General features: G+C 38.2%; 18 protein-coding genes. 13 read left to right on the top strand and 5 right to left on the bottom strand.

Annotation, left to right across the window (positions count from 1 at the left end; all coding sequences use genetic code 11):
* The first annotated feature begins 1 nt into the window (after position 1).
* Both MHB65_RS18365 and MHB65_RS18360 read left to right on the top strand, forming a co-directional pair.
* On the top strand, positions 2-865 hold the full coding sequence (locus MHB65_RS18365) for an MBL fold metallo-hydrolase (protein WP_205445033.1): 864 nt from the start codon (positions 2-4) through the stop codon (positions 863-865).
* A gap of 127 nt (positions 866-992) precedes the next feature.
* The gene (locus MHB65_RS18360; protein WP_337976850.1) at positions 993-2,219 is read left to right on the top strand and encodes an ATP-grasp domain-containing protein; all 1,227 of its coding nucleotides are present in this window, start codon (positions 993-995) and stop codon (positions 2,217-2,219) included.
* Positions 2,220-2,476: 257 nt separating this feature from the next.
* Here the strand turns inward: MHB65_RS18360 and MHB65_RS18355 are convergent, their stop codons facing one another.
* Entirely contained in the window at positions 2,477-2,791 is a 315-nt protein-coding gene (locus tag MHB65_RS18355) for a hypothetical protein (RefSeq protein ID WP_205445030.1), read from the bottom strand.
* 165 nt (positions 2,792-2,956) lie between these two features.
* On the opposite strand from MHB65_RS18355, the gene MHB65_RS18350 reads away from it, so the two are divergent.
* From MHB65_RS18350 to MHB65_RS18310, 9 genes are all read left to right on the top strand, one after another.
* Positions 2,957-4,033: a M42 family metallopeptidase gene (locus MHB65_RS18350; RefSeq protein ID WP_342441311.1), complete on the top strand. Its 1,077-nt coding sequence runs from the start codon at positions 2,957-2,959 to the stop codon at positions 4,031-4,033.
* A gap of 59 nt (positions 4,034-4,092) precedes the next feature.
* A complete protein-coding gene (locus tag MHB65_RS18345; protein ID WP_342441310.1) occupies positions 4,093-4,614 on the top strand; it encodes a DUF84 family protein in 522 nt (173 codons plus the stop codon).
* Positions 4,615-4,708: 94 nt separating this feature from the next.
* A complete protein-coding gene (locus MHB65_RS18340; RefSeq protein ID WP_342441309.1) occupies positions 4,709-5,227 on the top strand; it encodes a hypothetical protein in 519 nt (172 codons plus the stop codon).
* 70 nt (positions 5,228-5,297) lie between these two features.
* Positions 5,298-6,116, top strand: a complete 819-nt coding sequence (locus MHB65_RS18335) for a DUF1444 domain-containing protein (RefSeq protein ID WP_205445023.1) — start codon at positions 5,298-5,300, stop codon at positions 6,114-6,116.
* A 2-nt stretch (positions 6,117-6,118) separates the two neighbouring features.
* Positions 6,119-6,733 (top strand): YtpR family tRNA-binding protein, encoded by a 615-nt coding sequence (ytpR, locus tag MHB65_RS18330; protein WP_342441308.1) that lies wholly within the window; start codon positions 6,119-6,121, stop codon positions 6,731-6,733.
* A gap of 262 nt (positions 6,734-6,995) precedes the next feature.
* Positions 6,996-10,193 carry a DNA translocase FtsK gene (locus MHB65_RS18325; RefSeq protein WP_342441307.1) on the top strand — a complete coding sequence of 1,066 codons (3,198 nt, stop codon included), beginning with the start codon at positions 6,996-6,998 and terminating at the stop codon, positions 10,191-10,193.
* A 229-nt stretch (positions 10,194-10,422) separates the two neighbouring features.
* Complete coding sequence (murC, locus tag MHB65_RS18320) at positions 10,423-11,736, top strand: UDP-N-acetylmuramate--L-alanine ligase (protein ID WP_342441306.1); 1,314 nt, start codon at positions 10,423-10,425, stop codon at positions 11,734-11,736.
* Between the two features lie 109 nt (positions 11,737-11,845).
* Positions 11,846-12,349, top strand: a complete 504-nt coding sequence (locus MHB65_RS18315) for a DUF948 domain-containing protein (RefSeq protein WP_342441305.1) — start codon at positions 11,846-11,848, stop codon at positions 12,347-12,349.
* A 133-nt stretch (positions 12,350-12,482) separates the two neighbouring features.
* Positions 12,483-12,983: a YtxH domain-containing protein gene (locus MHB65_RS18310; RefSeq protein ID WP_342441304.1), complete on the top strand. Its 501-nt coding sequence runs from the start codon at positions 12,483-12,485 to the stop codon at positions 12,981-12,983.
* 52 nt (positions 12,984-13,035) lie between these two features.
* On the opposite strand, the gene pilM is transcribed toward MHB65_RS18310, so the two are convergent.
* Complete coding sequence (gene pilM, locus MHB65_RS18305; protein WP_205445015.1) at positions 13,036-15,189, bottom strand: pilus assembly protein PilM; 2,154 nt, start codon at positions 15,187-15,189, stop codon at positions 13,036-13,038.
* Positions 15,190-15,362: 173 nt separating this feature from the next.
* On the opposite strand from pilM, the gene MHB65_RS18300 reads away from it, so the two are divergent.
* Together MHB65_RS18300 and ccpA are read left to right on the top strand one after the other, a co-directional pair.
* Entirely contained in the window at positions 15,363-16,448 is a 1,086-nt protein-coding gene (locus MHB65_RS18300) for a bifunctional 3-deoxy-7-phosphoheptulonate synthase/chorismate mutase (protein ID WP_004226108.1), read from the top strand.
* A 174-nt stretch (positions 16,449-16,622) separates the two neighbouring features.
* Positions 16,623-17,627, top strand: a complete 1,005-nt coding sequence (gene ccpA / locus MHB65_RS18295; RefSeq protein ID WP_342441303.1) for a catabolite control protein A — start codon at positions 16,623-16,625, stop codon at positions 17,625-17,627.
* A gap of 194 nt (positions 17,628-17,821) precedes the next feature.
* Here ccpA and MHB65_RS18290 read toward each other — a convergent pair whose 3' ends face one another.
* Genes MHB65_RS18290 through MHB65_RS18280 form a run of 3 tightly spaced genes read right to left on the bottom strand, consistent with a single transcriptional unit; the run spans position 17,822 to position 20,286 of the window.
* On the bottom strand, positions 17,822-18,982 hold the full coding sequence (locus MHB65_RS18290) for an acetoin utilization protein AcuC (RefSeq protein ID WP_342441302.1): 1,161 nt from the start codon (positions 18,980-18,982) through the stop codon (positions 17,822-17,824).
* The gene (locus MHB65_RS18285) at positions 18,982-19,629 is read right to left on the bottom strand and encodes an acetoin utilization AcuB family protein (RefSeq protein ID WP_205445010.1); all 648 of its coding nucleotides are present in this window, start codon (positions 19,627-19,629) and stop codon (positions 18,982-18,984) included. Before MHB65_RS18285 ends, MHB65_RS18290 begins: the two co-directional genes overlap by 1 nt.
* A 24-nt stretch (positions 19,630-19,653) precedes the next feature.
* Positions 19,654-20,286 carry a GNAT family N-acetyltransferase gene (locus MHB65_RS18280; RefSeq protein ID WP_036078398.1) on the bottom strand — a complete coding sequence of 211 codons (633 nt, stop codon included), beginning with the start codon at positions 20,284-20,286 and terminating at the stop codon, positions 19,654-19,656.
* Positions 20,287-20,348: the final 62 nt, after the last annotated feature.

The following is a 20,348-nucleotide window of genomic DNA, read 5'->3' as shown; positions in this document are numbered from 1 at the left end:
GATGGATCAGTTACAGTTTCACAATATGTCATTATCATGGCTAAACGGGGGTGTCACGTGCCTAGATGGTGGTGCAATGTTTGGCGTTGTACCAAAGCCACTTTGGTCTCGCAAATATCCAGTCAATGAAAAAAACCAAATTGAATTACCAACAGAACCGATCCTCATTCAATATGAGGGCAAAAACTACCTTATTGATACGGGTGTTGGTTTTAACAAATTAAATGAAAAGCAGTTACGAAACTTTGGTGTAACAGAAGAATCTTCGTTAGTAGATAGCTTACAAGAGTTAGGCTTAACGACAGCAGATATTGATGTAGTGTTAATGACGCATTTACATTTTGATCATGCTGGTGGTTTAACGCAATGGGAAGGGGATGTACTTGTACCAACTTTCCCGAATGCTAAGATTTTTGTAACGAAAATTGAATGGGATGAAATGCGTAACCCAAATATTCGTTCTAAAAATACCTATTGGAAAGAAAATTGGGAGCCCGTACAACATTTAGTTGAAACTTACGAAGGATCGTTGGAAGTAGTACCTGGAATCGAAATGATTCATACGGGTGGTCATAGTGAGGGACATGCCGTAATCAAGCTAACGCAAAATGATGAAGTGTTATTGCACATGGCAGATATTATGCCGACCCATGCTCACCAAAATCCACTATGGGTATTAGCCTATGACGATTATCCAATGACAAGTGTATTTGCAAAAGAGCGACTGATGAAAGAAGCTCTAGCGAATAACTATGGCTTTATTTTCTATCACGATGCTTATTACCGTATGATTAGATGGGATGAATCAGGCAAAGAGATGGTGGATAAACTAGAGCGTAGTAGACAAGCTGTTATTACATTTTAATAGAGCAAGCAAAGGCGAGGTATTTGGCACATAAAATGTCAATGCCTCGCGTTTTTGTTCGTGAACAAGATAGAAAATATGATACACTTAACACGATACTAAAATACAAAAGAGAGTTGAAATAAACATGGCAACTGAACAACCATTTTTACCAGTTTTACTAGGATCAGATATGAATGCATATGGTATGGCACGTTCGTTTTATGAAGCATATGGTATTAAACCACTTGTCTTAGGACGTTCTCATTTAACAGCAACACAAGATAGCCATATCCTACAATTTCAAGAAATAGACCGTTTAAATGAACAGGATGTTTTTGCACCTGCTCTTGCAGAAGTTGCAAAAAAATATGCTGATAAAAAACTATTATTGTTAGCATGTGGGGACGATTATGCCAAGCTGATCATCAAAAATAAGCCAGCGTTACAAGAGCACTTTACCGTACCTTATATCGATGAATCGTTGATGGATGAAATTTTATTGAAAGAAAATTTCTATAAAATGTGTGATCAATATAATTTTAAATATCCAGGTACAACAACGGTGACAGCTGACAACTATGAAAACTTTACACCACCATTTGCTTACCCTATTATTTTAAAGGCTTCAAACTCTGTAGAATATTGGGCATGTAAATTTCCAGGGAAGAAAAAAGTTTTTGTTGCACATGATGAAGCGGAAAAAACGGCTATATTAAAAGCAATTTATAGCTCGTCTTATCAGGATACAATGATTATTCAAGAATTTATTCCTGGGGATGATTCCTATATGCGCGTGTTAAATGCTTATGTAGGGAAAGATGGAAAAGTGAAGCTGATGTGTCTAGGTAATCCTATTCTAGAAGAACATTCTCCTGAAGGGATCGGAAGTTATGCAGCCATCGTGACAACCTATGATAAAGAATTAATGGATCAAGTACGATTCTTCCTAGAGGATATTGGCTATACAGGCTTTGCGAATTTCGATATGAAATATGATATTCGGGACAAGCAATATAAGCTATTTGAAATTAATTTACGTAATGGTCGATCTAGCTACTATGTAACGGCAAGTGGTCATAATTTAATGAAGTATGTTGCGGATGATCATATGTTAAATATCGAGCAAGAAGTCACATATGTGCAGGACAAGCATTTATGGATGATTATTCCGAAAGGTGTATTATTCAAATATGCATCGAATGAAAAGCTCAAACTAGAGGCGAAAAAATTAATTAGTGAGGGCAAATACACAAATTCTCTTTATTATAATGAGGATATGAATGCGAAGCGTTGGGTGAAGTTAACGCTTAATAACTTAAATTATTATCGTAAGTATAAAAAATACTTTAACAATAAAGGTTTATCCGAATAACATAGAGAAGCCATCTCCAATTCGTGAGATGGCTTCTTATGTTGTTGAAATAGATAGTATCACTAGCAGAAAAAGACCTTTTCATAAGGCGAGAGGTTGATTTCCGTTCCGCCAGTGTCCTTTCCAGGGGTCGCCCACAGGAAAGCAAGTAGCCTGCAACGGAAATCCCTTTTCACCTTTCACAAAAATATTTTGTTTTTCTACATTATAAGAAGCCATCTCCAATAAATGAGATGGCTTCTATTGTCTATACATGATTAAACTTCTATTAGTTCCACGACAACACCAGAGCGTGCATCGGCAGCAAATTCGAATGTCTGCATCTCACCTTCATGCATACGCGAGATCCCCCCGCGATATACTGGGATGGTAATAATACCATTTGAGAAATCTTCAGTTTTCATAAAAATCCAAGAACCATCAATCGGCGAATCCTTTTTAAATTCTCTTTTTATGTTTTCAAGTACTTGTCCTGCAGGTACGAACGGAGAAACTTTTTCACTAGCTTCTTTAATAATGACTGCGGCAGCTAAGCCAGTTGCGACACCAATTAAAAAATCACGTAATTTCATACTTTTTTCCTCCTTTTTCTATACCCTTATTTTAGCATAGCCTATGGAGTGAATGCACGTTCACAATTTAGTGGATTTAGGAAATGTATCAATATTTCGAATTCGGAAATAATTGTGTTACAATAGGCAAGGAAGAATATTCTACTTCGTGGGGAGAGAGTCATCATGAATGAGGAAACATTACAATTATTTAAAACATTAACAGAATTACCAGGCGCTCCGGGTAATGAACACGCTGTACGTGCGTTCATGCGTTCTGAGTTAGAAAAATACTCGGATGAAATTGTTCAAGATAATTTAGGTGGTATTTTTGGTGTTAAGCACAGTGATGTTGCGGATGCACCGAAAGTTTTGGTTGCTGGTCATATGGATGAAGTAGCATTTATGGTTACGTCTATCACAGATAATGGGATGATCCGTTTTCAAACATTGGGCGGCTGGTGGAACCAGGTTATGCTTGCACAGCGTGTAGAAGTATATGCGAAAAATGGTGCAATTCCTGGTGTTGTTTCATCCATCCCACCACATTTACTAACAGATGCAGAACGTGCGAAGCCAATGGATATTAAAAATATGCTCATCGATGTTGGTGCTGACAATAAAGAAGATGCAATGGCTATGGGTGTTCGTCCAGGACAATCCATCATACCAATTTGTCCATTCACACCAATGGCAAATCCGAAAAAAATTATGGCCAAGGCTTGGGATAACCGCTATGGCTGTGGTCTAGCGATTGAATTAATGAAAGAAGTACAACACGAAAAACTAGGTTCGCATTTATATTCAGGTGCAAATGTAATGGAGGAAGTTGGCTTGCGTGGTGCACAAGTATCAGCAAACATGATTAAACCAGATTTATTCTTTGCGTTAGATGCTTCTCCTGCCAACGATATGTCAGGAGAAAAAAGTCAATTTGGACAACTTGGCAAAGGGACTTTACTCCGTATTTTAGATCGTACAATGGTTACACATCGTGGTATACGGGAATTTATTTTAGATACTGCCGAATCAAATCATATCCCTTACCAGTATTTTGTCTCCCAAGGTGGAACAGACGCTGGACGAGTGCATACAGCGAATGATGGTGTTCCAAGTGCAGTTATCGGCGTATGCTCACGTTATATTCATACTTCAGCGTCTATTATTCACATTGATGATTATGCGGCTGCCAAAGCGTTAATTGTTGAATTAGTGAAAAAAGCAGATCGTTCGACATTAGAGACAATTCGCGCTAATGTATAAGAAGTTAGGAAGATGCCTTTTAGGGGCATCTTTTTCTATGGAAAGAAAGTAGGGATTAGATGAAGATAGCAATTGGCACAACCAATAAAGCCAAAACAGAAGCAGTTGAAGTAATTGCTCGAAACTACTTTGAGGGTTCTATCTTTACTCATGTGAAAGCTGCTTCTGAAGTATCAGATCAACCAATAAGTAATGAAGAAACCCGATTAGGGGCAATGAATCGTGCTAAAAATGCTTTGATTTTAACAGGTGCAGAATTATCATTCGGTTTAGAAGGTGGCGTAACTGAAATCGATGGTGACATGTATGTTTGTAACTGGGGTGCCTTAACGGTGTCAGACGGGACAATGTTTACAGCTGCTGGTGCACAAATTATACTACCAAAAGAAATTGCCCGGGAAATAAGAACTGGGGGAGAACTTGGCCCTATTATGGAACAATATACAAAACGCCGAGATATTCGTCAAGGTGCAGGTGCTGTAGGTATTTTTACGCAAGGTTTAGTGAGTAGACAGATGATGTTTGAGCATATTGTATCACTTTTGATCGGACAATATTTGTTCACATTTTCACAAAAATAGTTAAATAGAATTAGTGATAACAGGATAGTTAGGTTGCATCTTATGAATAATTTTTTTAAAATAGAAAAAAGTTCGTAGTGAAAGGAAGAGAGACATGTCGTTTTCATGGCTAAGAGCTATTGGCCTAATGCTTTTACTTCTTGTCCTTTCTGGCTGCAATCAATCTATAGATGATCAAATTGCTAATGGCCTCCAATTAACGGAGACGGTTTTTGCTGAAGAGCCAGAAGAACATACAGTGGAAATTGGGGATATTAAATTATACTTACCTTCAAACTTTAAAGTTGAAGACAGTTCAGATGCTTATAATATTGTGATTTCAAAAGGAAAAGAAAGCTATATTCTTTTTATCAATGATCGTGAAGCACAAGACAGTAAGCTTTATTATAGTCTTTTAAAAGAAAATGAAGCTGACAAAATTATCGAAGAGTCAACTTATGATAAGGACAGTCGTTTTGGCTTCACTGCGGTTCTAAAAACAGACGAAGAAAATGAAATGGAGCTCATTGTTAGTAGTGGTGGTGTGAAGATGACAACCATTTCAAAGGCTAAACAAATTGAAAATAATTTGCGTGAGATGACGAAAATCGTTCATTCGGTTAAGATGAAGTAAATAGAAGGATTGAACAGAACGGTTCACAAACATGTGAGCCGTTTCATTTTGAAGTTAGGATGTGAAAAAGATGAAACAAATGAAGTCCGAACAACTAGTCGAGCTATTAAAAAAGCAATTAACGGAAGAGAAATATGAATTTCATTTTGATAAAAAGCATGATAAATTACGTTTGAATCATAAGACGATTGAAAAAGGGATGGAGCTTTCCTTGCCTGGAATCTTAGCAAAATATAATGAGAAGCAAGAGGCGGCGATTAAAGAAGTCGTATACACGATTGAGCAAACCTTTAATGCGATGGAGCGAGAAAAAGAACAGGGTTTCCAAACGACTACACATATTTATCCAGTTATTCGTGCCACTTCTTATCCCCAAGCATCGAAAGAAGGACATGCCTTTATAACAACTGAGCATACAGCTGAAACACGTATATTTTATGCACTCGATTTAGGTAAAACCTATCGCTTTATTGATGAATCCATGCTAGAAACATTACAATTAACTGTCGAGCAAATTAGAGAAATGGCACGCTTTTCGGTGAAGCAATTACCAACCGCTTATAAAAAAGATGAGGTAGCAGGTAATATTTTTTATTTTGTCAATGTGAATGATGGCTATGATGCTAGCCGTATTTTAAATGATAGCTTTTTGAAAGAAATGCATGCACTAGTGGAAGGTGATATGACATTATCTGTGCCACATCAAGATGTATTAATTATAGGTGATATTCGCAATGAAACAGGGTATGATGTATTAGCACAGATGACGATGCATTTCTTTGCTGTCGGTACGGTACCGATTACGTCATTATCTTTTATTTATGAAGATGGGGAACTAGAACCGATCTTTATCTTAGCCAAAAACAGAGTGAAAAAGGAGCAAGAATAACAATGAACGTATTTTACAACAAAGAGCATGTAGGAGATGTCTTACTAGTTCAACTAGCAACGGAGGCTATTGTGAAAACAGTGGTAGAACGCGCTGGAGATATTGCTATTTTAAAGGAAGCTCAAACAGGAGAAATTAAAGCCTTTAATTTATTTAATGCAAGCAGTTACATCCAAACAGAAGCAAAAGGCTTAGTGGAAGTGACACCAGAATTAGTTGCGCAGCTAACAGCAGCAATCGAAAAAAATGGAGCTAGTATCAATCTTGATGTTGATTTTTCTCCAAAGTTTGTTGTTGGTTATGTAGAGACAAAGGACAAGCATCCTAATGCTGATAAATTGAGTATCTGTTCAGTGAATGTAGGAGATGAGACATTACAAATTGTTTGTGGTGCTCCGAATGTAGATGCAGGTCAGAAGGTAGTTGTTGCGAAAATTGGTGCCGTAATGCCTTCAGGAATGCTTATTAAAGAAGGAAATTTACGTGGTGTTGATTCTTACGGCATGCTTTGTTCAGCACGTGAATTAGCGATTCCTAACGCACCATCTGAAAAAGGAATTTTAGTATTACCAGAGGATGCTATTGTTGGTAGTGCTTTTGAAGCACCAACTAAATAAAAATTCCTCTATTTTAAAAAGAAATTATTAAAATTTAAATGTTTTATCATGATATTATTCCTTGTATCAAGGTGAAATGCCCTAAATCGTTATGTTACTAATATGCTAGTAGCATAACGATTTTTTTGTTTAGAATGAGCCTCTAAATGCAAGTTTCAAGACCGTTTTTATGGTATGCTTTTTCATGTAGACATTGAGCTATGGAATAATAGAAAACTAGACAATGCTATAAATGAAGTGTAAGAGAAATGAGTGAAACGAAGTGAACTGGTTTAAAAAACAAATTAGTAAATTTATTAATAAAGAAGACGAAGATTATGAGTATGAAGAATATTATGAGGACTATGGAGAAGTACAGTCAGAGCAATTACATACACATAAAGAACCACCAATGGCTAAGCAAAAGACTTTCCGTTTCCCTTTGATTGACGATGATGAAGGTGGGACATCATACACGCCATCAAAAGAAATGTTTGACCAAATGGATGAGGATGATTATGGACAAATTGGAGATTTATCGTTACCAAAGCATTTAAATCATCATATTGTCGACTCTAGTGTTTATGATGTAGAGGTTTCAGGGATTCGGGATTTACTAGCAAACCGCTCTAAACGAACAGGTAGAAAAACAATGATGAAAAGTCAGCCTTTAGAACAGGAATATCGTTCAAGAGCAAGCTTAGTGTTTCGAGATGCACAAAATGAGACTGCTAATATAAACCCTACACCTGCACCAAAAGAAAAGAGTCAGCGGAAAGAACAAAAAGTTGAAAATATTTTACCTGAGAATCGTAAACGTTTTGTGCCAACAGATGTGCCTTCACCCGTCTATGGTTTTGCAAAACCAAGTCCAATCAAAGAATTATTAGATAAAAGAAAAGAAGAATATGAGAAGCAAGAAACCGATGTACAGGCAGTTGAAAAGATAACTGCTGCAAAGCCTTTAAAAGAAGCGACAACAAATGAGGTAAATGAAAATATACTAGAAGAAAAAGAGCCGGCTAGCACAATCCAAACGGTTGTTACAGAGCATCATGAAATCATTCAACCGAAAGAGCTATCGACAGTAAATGAACCCATTATTTTTGAGGACGAAGTGTTGGTTGAGCATAAAGATGAAATGGATAATTTGTCATCAAATGCAGCTGTACCTCAAACGTCTTCTTTTGCAATGGATTTTGAAGATCAAGTGAAGGAAGCTGTTGTGCAAGATCAAACTGTTCAACAACTTTCTGCAGATTCATCTGAAATCCATGTCAAGGAAATGATTGTGGAACAAGTACAAATCGAAAATTCTACGATCCATATTGGAGAAGTTACAGTCGTTCAACCGTCAATGGATGACCAATCTCCTGATACTGCATCGAGGGAAGAAAAAAGTCGAATTCCATTTAATGTACTCATGTTAAAAACAGATAAAGAAAGATGGAGAATTCAACAGCAATTAAAGGTGGCCCAGCAGCCTATCCGTGTAGAAAGCAAGCCTGAAGCAGTGAAAAATAGGCTAGTGGATGTGACGACAGAAGAATCATCTTCCTTAGACAGCATTACAACAAATGAAACTTGCGTAACAAAGCCAGAAGAGGACATTGATTTGCTTATGACAGAGAATGTTCAATCACAAGCAGATTTTCCAGTCCAACTTGATATTAAAGATGATGTAGAAAGTGTCACTTCAAAATACAGTGCTGAAGAGCCTGTAGCTGTGATTACAATGGCCCCTGTTACATCAATGTCAGGTATCTCCACGAAAGAAAGAATAGCAATCGAAAAAGCAACCGCTGATGAAATTTCAGCAACGATTGAGCTAGAGCCAGAACCTGAGCTAGAGCCAGAACCAGAACTAGATTCGGAACTGGAACAAGAGCCAGAACTTAAGCTAGATACGGAACTTGAGGTAGAGCCAGAACTTGAGCTAGATCCAGATCTTGAACCAGTACCAGCTCCCGACATAGAAGTAGTTTCAGAAATTGTAGAGGCTGTTCCAGTAGAATCGGTTGAGGATCAAGTAGTAGAAATGGAAGCTGTAATACCTGCGAAGCCAGTTCATGTCTATCAAAAACCTACGGATGAATACCTAGAGCCACCAGAGGAAAAAACACAGGATACGGATTGGATGGAGCAACAGGGCGATACATTAGTCGAAGCATTATCTTATTTCCAAGTTTCTGCTCAAATTGAATCGATTATGCAAGGCCCAGCTGTTACTCAATTTGAAATAACGGTGAGTCATGGTACGAAGGTTAGTAAAATTCGAAACTTGGCAGATGATTTAAAACTTGCCTTAGCAGCAAAAGATATTCGTATTCAGGCACCAATTCCTGGGAAAAGCTCAATAGGTATTGAGATTCCAAATCGAGTATCTCGAGCTGTTCGATTATCTGAGGTAACAAATAGTGCCTCTTTCGTTGAGTCGGATTCGCCATTAGAGGCAGCTTTAGGTCTTGATTTAACTGGAAAGCCTGTTACGTTAGATTTACGAAAAATGCCTCATGGCTTAATTGCTGGTGCAACGGGTTCGGGTAAATCGGTTTGTATTAATTCTATTTTGGTTAGTTTATTATATAAAGCTGCGCCTCACGAGTTAAAACTCATGCTGATCGACCCTAAAATGGTGGAGCTGGCGCCATTTAACCATATTCCACATTTAGTTAGTCCAGTCATTACCGATGTAAAGGCTGCAACGGCTGCACTGAAATGGGCTGTAGAGGAAATGGAGCGTCGCTATCAACTATTTGCACATGCAGGTGCACGTGATATTACACGTTATAACGCAATAGCGGATAAAAATAATGAACATAGTCTGAAGTTGCCTTATATTTTAATTGTCATTGATGAGTTAGCTGATTTAATGATGATGTCTCCAGCAGATGTAGAGGAAGCTATTTGCCGTATTGCCCAAAAGGCGCGTGCATGTGGTATTCATTTAATTGTTGCAACGCAAAGACCTTCTGTGGATGTTATTACAGGGTTAATCAAATCAAATATCCCTACACGTATTGCCTTTGCTGTTTCCTCTCAAATTGATTCCCGTACCATTTTAGATGGGCAGGGAGCAGAAAGGTTACTTGGTCGAGGGGATATGTTATATTTAGGTAATGGTATGTCAGCGCCAGTGCGCCTACAGGGAACATTTGTTACAGACGATGAAATTGAAGCGATTATTGAGCATGTTCGTGAACAAGGAGAGCCTGATTATATTTTCGATCAAGAGGAATTATTGAAGAAAACAGAGGTGTCCGCAGAACAGGACGATTTGTTTGAAGATGTTTGCCGATTTGTCTATGAGCAAGGGGGCGCTTCTACTTCATTGATTCAACGAAAGTATCATATTGGCTATAATCGTGCTGCTCGTTTAATTGATATGTTAGAATCACATGGTTTTGTTTCGGAAGCGAGAGGAAGTAAGCCGCGTGAAAGTTACATTACAGAAGAAGATTTAATTACTATGTTTGAATAAGAATTGCATTGTTTTCGTCTAGATTATCTAATTTACGTCGAATTTAGTTTTTTTAGAAAAGTTACACATCTATCCTTATGCATAAAAAGTGCTATAATAGACAAGATGTGTTGAATAGTACGTATTTTTTAACACTTGTGAAGGTATTAATACCTAACCATTCGTAAAATAATACGATACACCTAATAGATGATAGATGGGATATTGAAATTCCCGGGGGGTTTAATTAATGACAGTTTTTCATTTCACAGGCATTAAAGGTTCTGGCATGAGTTCGCTAGCGCAAATCTTATTTGATGCTGGTGAACAAGTACAAGGCTCAGATGTCGATAAATATTTCTTCACGGAGCAACCGTTACGTGAACGTAATATTCCAATTTTTACATTTAATGCAGATAATATTAAAGAAGGTATGACAGTGATTGCAGGAAATGCATTTTCCGACGATCATCCTGAATTAGTACGTGCTCGAGAAATCGGTGTAGAAGTCATTCGTTACCATAAATTTTTAGGTGAATATATTGGCAACTATACATCCATTGCTATCACAGGTGCACATGGTAAAACATCTACGACTGGCTTAATGGCACATGTGGTAGGTGGTTATAAACCAACATCTTATTTAATTGGTGATGGTACTGGTGCAGGTCATGAAAATTCGGATTTCTTTGTCATGGAGGCATGTGAATACCGCCGTCACTTCTTAGCCTATAATCCTGATTATGCTGTGATGACGAACATCGATTTTGATCATCCAGATTACTTTGCTAATATAGAGGACGTATATTCTGCCTTTCAATCATTAGCATTACAAGTGAAAAAAGCAATTATAGCATGTGGCGATGATGAACAGCTTCAGCGTATTCAAGCAAAAGTGCCAGTTGTGTATTATGGATTTGGTGCTGAAAATGATTTCGAAGCTCGTAATGTAGAAAAAACAACTGAGGGTACAAAATTTGATGTTTTTGTACGTAATGAATTTTATAGCACTTTCTTTATCCCATTATTTGGAGATCATGCTGTTTTAAATACATTGGCGGTGATTACGCTATGTGAATATGAAGGCATTTCACCAGACATTATTCAGGATCGCTTACACACGTATAAAGGTGTAAAGAGACGTTTTACTGAGACCGATATAGGGGATAATGTTTTAATAGATGACTATGCACACCATCCAACGGAAATTCGTGCGACAATTCAATCAGCACGACAAAAATTCCCTGAACGTGAGCTAGTTGCAATTTTCCAACCACATACATTTACACGTACACAAGCTTTTTTACAAGATTTTGCGGATAGTTTGAGCCTTGCGGATACAGCCTATTTATGTGATATATTTGGCTCTGCGAGAGAAACGCAAGGTGCGCTTTCTATTCATGATTTAGCATCACTTATTAAAGGCAGTGCAGTGATTACCACTGAAGGAATTGATATATTAACAAAACATAATGGCGCGGTATTCTTATTTATGGGCGCTGGTGATGTTCACAAGTTCCAAGATGCTTTTGAAGACGTGCTTAAAAACAATGAAACAGCTTAGTCCGTAGGGGTTAAGCTGTTTTTTCTCAAATTTAAGCAGGAATTCCGTTTTTTTTGTCGAAGATAGGGAAAGTAATAGTAAAGACAATTTACTAGCAGGAGGTCAACTTATGGAAGTGATTTTGTATATTGCAGCCATTATTGCTGCAATCGGTTTTTTAATTTTATGTGTGAGCGTGGGCATGACATTATTCTCACTTAAGTCCATTCTAAACAGCTTATCTGGGACTTTATCTGGGATTGAAGGTCAAATGGAAGGCATTACACGCGAAACAACGTCTTTATTATCAAAAACAAATAGCTTAGCAGAGGATATTCAACATAAATCTGAACAATTAAATTCAGTTGTTCAAGCTGTTAAAGGTATTGGTGACTCCGTGAATGGTTTAAATAATTCTGTTCAACAGATTACTTCTTCTGTTTCTAAAAGCGTAGAACAGAACGAAGAAAAAATTGCACAAGTTGTACAATGGAGTAATGTTGCGATGGGTATTGCAGATAAATGGAAAAAACGCAAAATCATTGAGCAAGAATCGGTATCGCCTGATGCCTATGCATTTGAAACTGTGCAAGTTGAAGAAACACCAAAAAGAAAATGGGGTCGTAAAAAATGATGATTATTCAGTAAGTATTCCATGCTGACTGAATAAAAATAAAGTCTTAGACATAAGTTGAAGATGCATCTGTGAAAGTAGATGGACAACCAGTCTAGACAAATTTGATAATTAGATGGGGAGGAATTGTTGCATGACAACTCAAAAGCCAAATTTTAACGAAGTAAAGGAACAACAGCTTGAAAGTTCATTGCCTCAGCTTTATCATCCGCAAGACTCGATTTATGAAGAGGAGCGTGTAAACATGAAGGATTTTGTGATTGGCGCATTAGTTGGAGGAATCGTAGGTGCTGCTGCAGGTCTACTGTTAGCTCCAAAATCAGGAAAAGATTTACGGAGTGATGTGGCTGTACAAGCTGTTCAGTTAAAAGATAAGAGTGCAGACTTCTCGACAACTGCAAAAGATAAAACAGTTCAACTTTCTAAACAAATTCAAGAGCAATCTACACAATTAGTGGAGAAAGTAAAAACATTAAAAACGGCAAAAGCACCAACTGTTTTTGATGATGGTACGGTTTCCTTTGAAGGGGAAGAACCGCTAGAGGATTTTCTTCCAAGTGAGGAACCAAAAGCCGAAGAGACGACAGAAGAAACACAACACAAAGAAGAGACAAATGAAGAAGTTCGTGCTTAGTGCATAATATAAAGGGATACGTTACAAGATAAAGTTGTAACGTATCCCTTTTTTAAATGATTGGTGAAGTTTCTAATAGTATTTCTAATTGATCACCACCGAATATTTCTGTATCAAAGCTTGCTGGCTGACCATTTCTTAAAATCGTAAAATTCCCCTTAAAGGCGCTTGGTAGCTGCCAATTAGAGAAACGGAAAACATCTTGATAAATCCAACGACTGCGATCCTTTTCTTTAAATACTAAAGTCGCCCCATTTGGTACAGTGGACTGTGGTGACACAACCATTTTATTGACAATCGCTTCATTTGCTGTTTTCCTTAGTTCCAAAACTTCTTGTTGAAAATGAATGATGATTTTATCCTCTAGCAAAAGGTTCATTTGGTCTGCTATATGTTGTACGGTTGGTAAAGATGGTTGTTGGAAGCTAATCACATCTCCATTTTGTACAGCATAGCTCAGTTTGGCTACTTTTCCATTAATCATTAGCTGTGATGAAAATTCTGGTAAATACAAAGGTTGTCCATCAACTTGAATCGTATAGGATTCAAATTGCTTTAATAAATGCCAATTATTTGTGATTTTAAATACATCCTCGATTGTTTCGGCTATGTCAAAAACGACAATATCACGATCGTTTAAAACCGTTTCAAGAGATGCTGAAGAGGTATTCACAGTAATTTTCGGCTCAATCACATATTTGGTATTTTGAATAGTCACCGTCTTTATTGCTGCTTCATCTATAAGATCTCTTACTGTAGCCGTTGCCTGTTGCCCATCTAGCCCTTCTATTAGCTGAATGGCATCTCCAGTTTTAATCAGGCTTTTTGTTGATGCCTGTTGCCCGTTTACAAATATTTCTGCTGGCTGGCCATGCCCACCTGGTATAAAAATATCCTGTCCGTTGACACTGATAGAAAGCCCATGACCTGGTTTTCCATATAATTGCTTTGCGCGAATATTGGCGGCTAAAAAAGCATCTGCCACAGTCATTTCTTTTAGTTCAAAAAGGCGAACCACTTGATTATTGACCGTTAAACTCATATATTGGATCGGCATTTTTTTAGCAGCAATGGCAATACCGATTGGCGTGACTAATTCAGGTGAGGCTTTGATATGTTCTTCCTTTGTTAAGTTTTGAATAGCATCAATACCTCGAACAGCAATACGATTTGCTGGTAAATCCAGAACTTGGCCAAGTTCTGTAGTTAGATTTGGTGTTAAGCTACCTCCACCAACGAGCATAACGGCTTTGGGTGCTACTCGGTTATTGAGTCGTAAAATTTCTTCTCCGATAGACTTTGCCAACTGTTTCACTGCAGGCTCAATCGCTAAAAAAACTTCCTCCTTGGGATAGAACTGATCAAAGCCTAGTATATCTTGAATCAGTATCTCCTCTGCTGTTTGTAGTTGACGTTTTGCCTCTTCAGCTACAGGGAAGTCTAGCAAATAGTGATCGCTTAAAGCTTCTGTTATTTCATCGCCAGCTGTTGGTACCATGCCATAAGCCACAACTGTACTTTTATCCGTAATGGCAATATCCGATGTCCCAGCTCCTATATCAACAAGTGCCACATTTAAGCGACGCATCGTTGGAGGAATTAGCACATTAATGGCGGCAATTGGCTCTAATGTCAGTGCTTCCATCTCTAAATCCGCCCGTTTAAGAGCGGCAATCAGTGATTCCACCACTACCCGAGGTAGAAACGTTGCAATCACTTCGATTTGGGCTTCATCCCCTTGTTGATCCAAGAGGCTGCCAATTTCCTCGCCATCCAAGCGATAATAGAGGACTGAGTAGCCTACACAATAATAGTGGCTAATTTTTGCATCCTCTTTTTGTTGCAAGAGTTGTTGCTGTGCTTGTTGCACAGCCTGAAGTTCCAAGCGACTAATATCTTCTTCAGTAAAAATTGGTCGATTACGTATATTGATGGTCACACTAGCCTGTTCCGTTTTCAAAGATCGACCTGCTGCAGCAACACTTACCTTTGTGAGAGGCCCGTGTTTCTCTTCAAGTTCACGTTTTATTTCATTAATTAAATCTGCCACATACATGACATTATGTATTTGTCCATCTACCATGGCACGTTCTTTATGCTCTTTTACTAGAATATCTTCCACATGAAAATGGTCATTTTCTTCTTGTAGAATAATCCCGACCACTGAGCGTGTGCCAATATCAAGTGCGAATAGTTTAGAACTCAATGTAATCGCTTCCTTTCGCGTCATACTTGAAAATAATTTAGCGAGTTGAAGCGCTAAATTAAAAATGCGTGACATTCTGAACAACATTGATTATAATAATGCTATTATCTAAAAATGTAACATACATTTCAGAGTTCTGAAAGTGTCTGTCATGAGGAGAGGAGCAAGAAAGCATGAGCCAAAAAGATTTAGAAAGCTTACGTAGTCAAATAGACGGTTTAAACTTAGAAATTCTTCGTCTAATTAACGAACGTGCAGCTGTAGTTGATGAAATCGGTAAAATTAAAGAAAAACAAGGTGTGAATCGCTATGATCCACTGCGTGAAAGACACATGCTTGATCTTATTAAAGAACACAATCAAGGTCCATTAAACCAAATGACGGTTGATTATATATTTAAGCAAATCTTTAAAACAGCTTTAAAACAACTTGAAGCTGATAAGAAGAAAGAGTTGCTTGTATCTCGTAAGAAGAAATCAGAAGATACAATTATTAATATCAATGGTGAATTAATTGGACAAGGAAAACCATCTTTCGTATTTGGTCCTTGTGCGGTTGAGTCGTATGAGCAGGTAGCAGCTGTTGCCGCTTCTATTAAAGCAAAAGGTGAAAAGTTAATTCGTGGTGGTGCATATAAACCACGTACTTCTCCATATGACTTCCAAGGTCTTGGGTTAGAAGGTCTTAAAATTTTAAAACGTGTGTCAGAGGAATATGGTTTAGGTGTTATTACTGAAATCGTGACACCAGGTCATTTAGAGGAAGCATTAGATTATATTGATGTTATCCAAATCGGTGCACGTAATATGCAAAACTTTGAATTATTAAAAGCAGCAGGTGCAACAAATAAACCTGTCCTATTAAAACGAGGTTTAGCTGCAACAATTGATGAGTTTATTCATGCGGCAGAGTACATTATGTCTAAAGGAAATGAAAACATTATCCTTTGCGAACGTGGTATTCGTACTTATGAAAAAGCAACTCGTAATACATTAGATATTTCAGCCGTACCAGTTTTAAAACAAGAAACGCATTTACCAGTATTCGTAGATGTTACACATTCAACAGGGCGTCGTGATTTATTATTACCATGTGCGAAAGCAGCTATTGCAATCGGTGCTGATGGCGTCATGGCAGAAGTACATCCAGATCCATCTGTTGCATTGTCTGACTCCCAACAACAAATGGATATCCCAACATTTGACGCATTCTATGAAACACTACAAAAATTCATGAAAAATCATGAAATTCATGCGTAATTGTTAACAGCGAACACCGCTTGCTTATTTCGGCAGGCGGTGTTTGTTATATCGTGACAAAATAATGTCTAGAATAGGACTATTAGTACTTGGTTTTTACGTAGTTCTTCTTGAAAATAATATGAAAATTATCGTATGATAAGGCTATAATAGGAAAAAAGGGAGGCACGTACGATGACTGTTACAATTTATGATGTTGCAAGAGAAGCAAATGTTTCCATGGCAACGGTCTCTCGTGTAGTCAATGGTAATCAAAACGTAAAACCAGCAACACGAAAAAAAGTACTAGAAGTAATTGAACGATTAGAATACCGTCCAAACGCAGTAGCGCGAGGTTTAGCAAGTAAGAAAACAACAACAGTTGGCGTGATTATCCCAGATATTGCAAACAATGTTTATGCGGAGCTGGCTCGTGGTGTAGAGGATATTGCCACAATGTACCGTTATAATATTATTTTAGCCAACTCGGATCAACATGAAGATAAAGAGTTACAGCTACTGGATACAATGCTTGGAAAACAGGTTGATGGTATTGTCATGATGAGTGACGAGGTCACAGAAAAAATGCAGCAAACGATGGATCATTCGCCAGTACCGATTGTGCTTGCAGGCTCTGTGGATGAATCCCAAACAATTGCAACTGTGAATATCGATTATTTCCAGGCAGCTTATGAAGCAATTTCTTTACTTATTCAAAATGGACATACACGGATTGGTTTCGTGACTGGCCCACTTTCGTATACAATTAACGGAAAATTCAAGCTAGCAGCCTATAAGAAAGCATTGCAGGATGCTGGTTTACCAATAGATGAAGCATTAATTGCCGCAGAAGAGTCCAGTTATGATATGGGCTTAGAGGCTTGGGAGATTTTATCTACTCTTGAACAGCCGCCAACAGCTTATTTTGCAGGTAGTGACGAGTTGGCCATCGGTTTAATTCATGGTGCACAAGACGCTGGCAAAAATGTTCCAGAGGATATTGAAGTTATCAGCTTTGAGAACTCAAAGCTAGCACGAATGGTTCGCCCACAGCTAACAAGTGTCGCACTACCGCTTTACGATATTGGTGCTGTTGCTATGCGCCTGCTGACAAAGTTAATGAGCAAGGAAGCAGTCGAGGATGAGGCGGTAATTTTACCACACCGTATTGAGCATCGACAATCTGTCAAAAGTAAATAATGATTCCTAACACGTAAATCGCTTCTGAAGGATTTGCGTGTTTTTTATTGATTGATGGAAAGAACATCAGAAATAGAGGATAGCAGTTCAAAAGTGCTGGATAGAACGCAAGAATGGATGGATATACCACCAAAAGCGGTGGATAGCTCTCCGATCCAAAGAAAAAGCCCCACGAATATCGTGAGGCAAAGAGGTTAATCTCGTTTCTCATTCCGAATAATATGTAGCGACTTTGCTAACATTTGAGCATTCTTTTCCTCTATTTCCGCTTTACGAGGAATGTGCTCATATAAAGGAATTGGGTCCTCCCATGTTGGAATAAAAGGAACAGGTGCTTCTGGTTGCCAGCGATCAAGCCATGCTTGAGGGAGTGGTCCTGTTGGTAACGCTTGTTCAGTCATTTCCAACCATAACATGGACCAGGCACGAGGCACCACTCGCCAAATATCATAGCCACCGCCACCAACAGCAATCCATCTACCATCACAATACTCATGTGCTAATTGATGAGCAAGCTTTGGAATTTCACGATAAATATTCATGGTTCCGTGTAAATGTGTTAATGGATCAAAGTAATGGGCATCTGCACCATTTTGCGTTAATACTACATCTGGCTTGAAAAATTCAAAAATCTCTCGCATGGACTGTTCATAGATTTCTAGAAAGCTTTCATCCTCTGTAAAAGCATCCATTGGAAAATTAAACGAGGTTCCATAGCCTTGGCCATTACCACGCTCGGTAATATTTCCTGTTCCAGGGAATAGATAACGACCTGTTTCATGAATGGACAGTGTACAAACATTAGGATCCTCATAAAAGCTCCATTGGACACCGTCTCCATGATGAGCATCTGTATCTACATAAAGTACACGAGCATTGTACTTTTCCTGCAAGTAACGAATAGCAACCGTGCTATCGTTGTAAATACAAAAACCGGACGCACGACCACGGAAACCATGATGGAGTCCACCGCCAAGGTTAAGGGCGTGTTCGGCTTTCCCTTCCATTACATAATCAACAGCCGTTAAAGTTCCACCAACTAGCTGTGCACTTGCTTCATGCATATTTTCAAAAATGGGGGTATCTTCAGTGCCAATACCATAACTTTCACATTGAGCTTCTGATAATTCACCATGTCCTGCTTTTTTCACGATGTCTATATATTTTGGATCATGTGCAAGCAACAATTCTTCTTCCGTTGCAACACGTGCTGGCACAATATCTACATCATTGAGAGCATTAATATTTTTTAGTAAATCCATAGTTAGCGTCAAGCGTTTATGATTGAAAGGGTGTGTATCTGAAAATTTATATCCGAGTTGTTCCGGCGAGTATACGAATACGGCCTTTTTCATTATAGCGAAACACCTGGTAAATTAGGCCATAGGACATCGAAGCCCTCTTTACGTAGATCTTCAATCATTGCTAAAGGATTTAGTGTTTTTACTCGGACACTTAAAATTTTGTTTTGTGTATTTTCAGAGTCAGGATAAACTAAGACGCTTTGGACATTGGCATGATGTTGGTGAAATATTTTCGTGATTTCAAATAAAACTCCTGGTGTATCTGATACTCGAATTTCGATTTTGGACCCAGGCTCTGTAGCACCAGTCAGCTCTATATAGGTATAGAGTAAATCTGTTGTCGTAACAATGCCTACCAATTTTCCGCCAGAGACAATAGGTAAACAGCCTACTTTTGACTCATAAAACGTTAGTGCTACCTCTTCAACAAAATCTAGTGGATGACCTATAAGAGGGTCTTTCACCATAATTTCCTCTACTTTTGCATTAAAAACAGGAGAGTTTGGTTCATCCTGTAAAGATGAAGGCAAGACCTCTTTAATATCTCGTTCAGTAATTACACCTAAAACGTGGCGTTCGTCATCTACAACTGGTAAATGACGAACCTTTTTTTCACGCATTAACTTCAGAGCCTCATGCACTGTATTGGTAGGAGCTAATGTGTAAGGCTCATCATTCATAATTTCTTCTACAATCATATATGCATCCCCTTTGTATTGGTTTTAATACATGAAACGATTTCTAAAACGAAGCCTATCAAATCTTTCCATTGTCTCAGGAGGCACACGTTTTCCTTCGCGCGCCATAAGGCAATTGGCTGGATGTGATGTAATTTCGGGATCATCCGTGGCAAAATATTCGAAACCAGCGGAGCTCATCATTTTCTCCATCATTTTGCGGTAATCCCAAACATTTAAACCAGTTCCTTTTAAATCCCAATGCCAATAGTACTCGGTAGTAATCACAAGATAATCTTCCATTTCATCTCCCATAAATGAAACGGCTAGTAGTGCCTTACCAGCACCAGTTCCACGGTAGTCTGGAATGACTTCAATGGCGCCTAATTCAATCATGTCATCGATACGATCTTCTGCCCATCGTTCAAGTGGATCAGGATAAAGATAGGTAACATAGCCTACGATAATATCTTCGTTTCGAATAATAATAATTCGGCCTTCAGGAAGTCCTGCAATTTCTATAATGGCCTGCTGCTGTTGTTTTGGAGGTCTGAAGGCAACCAGGCCTTCATGGAATGAATATGTAGCTAATTTTTCTGGAGGCACAGGTCCTTCCACATACACAGTACCATGCTTTGTTTCCTTTGTGACAGAAAAAAAAGTTTTTTTATGTTCCATAATTACACCACCTGAGTTTAATAATTCCATTATAGCTGATTTCTTGCGTAAAAACGCTTATT

Origin of the sequence: Lysinibacillus sp. FSL K6-0075 (assembly GCF_038592945.1) — a bacterium.
GTDB classification, from domain to species: domain Bacteria; phylum Bacillota; class Bacilli; order Bacillales_A; family Planococcaceae; genus Lysinibacillus; species Lysinibacillus fusiformis_F.
This window is presented reverse-complemented; position numbering and strand designations above follow the sequence as displayed.

Excerpts from the sequence above, each read along its gene's own strand:
- MHB65_RS18280 (WP_036078398.1), bottom strand. The coding sequence starts at position 20,286 with ATGGAACATAAAAAAACTTTTTTTTCTGTCACAAAGGAAACAAAGCAT.
- MHB65_RS18310 (WP_342441304.1), top strand. The coding sequence starts at position 12,483 with ATGACAACTCAAAAGCCAAATTTTAACGAAGTAAAGGAACAACAGCTT.
- murC (WP_342441306.1), top strand. The coding sequence starts at position 10,423 with ATGACAGTTTTTCATTTCACAGGCATTAAAGGTTCTGGCATGAGTTCG.
- ytpR (WP_342441308.1), top strand. The coding sequence starts at position 6,119 with ATGAACGTATTTTACAACAAAGAGCATGTAGGAGATGTCTTACTAGTT.
- MHB65_RS18315 (WP_342441305.1), top strand. The coding sequence starts at position 11,846 with ATGGAAGTGATTTTGTATATTGCAGCCATTATTGCTGCAATCGGTTTT.
- MHB65_RS18360 (WP_337976850.1), top strand. The coding sequence starts at position 993 with ATGGCAACTGAACAACCATTTTTACCAGTTTTACTAGGATCAGATATG.
- MHB65_RS18345 (WP_342441310.1), top strand. The coding sequence starts at position 4,093 with ATGAAGATAGCAATTGGCACAACCAATAAAGCCAAAACAGAAGCAGTT.
- MHB65_RS18340 (WP_342441309.1), top strand. The coding sequence starts at position 4,709 with ATGTCGTTTTCATGGCTAAGAGCTATTGGCCTAATGCTTTTACTTCTT.
- ccpA (WP_342441303.1), top strand. The coding sequence starts at position 16,623 with ATGACTGTTACAATTTATGATGTTGCAAGAGAAGCAAATGTTTCCATG.
- MHB65_RS18335 (WP_205445023.1), top strand. The coding sequence starts at position 5,298 with ATGAAACAAATGAAGTCCGAACAACTAGTCGAGCTATTAAAAAAGCAA.
- MHB65_RS18285 (WP_205445010.1), bottom strand. The coding sequence starts at position 19,629 with ATGATTGTAGAAGAAATTATGAATGATGAGCCTTACACATTAGCTCCT.
- MHB65_RS18290 (WP_342441302.1), bottom strand. The coding sequence starts at position 18,982 with ATGAAAAAGGCCGTATTCGTATACTCGCCGGAACAACTCGGATATAAA.
- MHB65_RS18350 (WP_342441311.1), top strand. The coding sequence starts at position 2,957 with ATGAATGAGGAAACATTACAATTATTTAAAACATTAACAGAATTACCA.
- MHB65_RS18355 (WP_205445030.1), bottom strand. The coding sequence starts at position 2,791 with ATGAAATTACGTGATTTTTTAATTGGTGTCGCAACTGGCTTAGCTGCC.
- MHB65_RS18365 (WP_205445033.1), top strand. The coding sequence starts at position 2 with ATGGATCAGTTACAGTTTCACAATATGTCATTATCATGGCTAAACGGG.
- MHB65_RS18300 (WP_004226108.1), top strand. The coding sequence starts at position 15,363 with ATGAGCCAAAAAGATTTAGAAAGCTTACGTAGTCAAATAGACGGTTTA.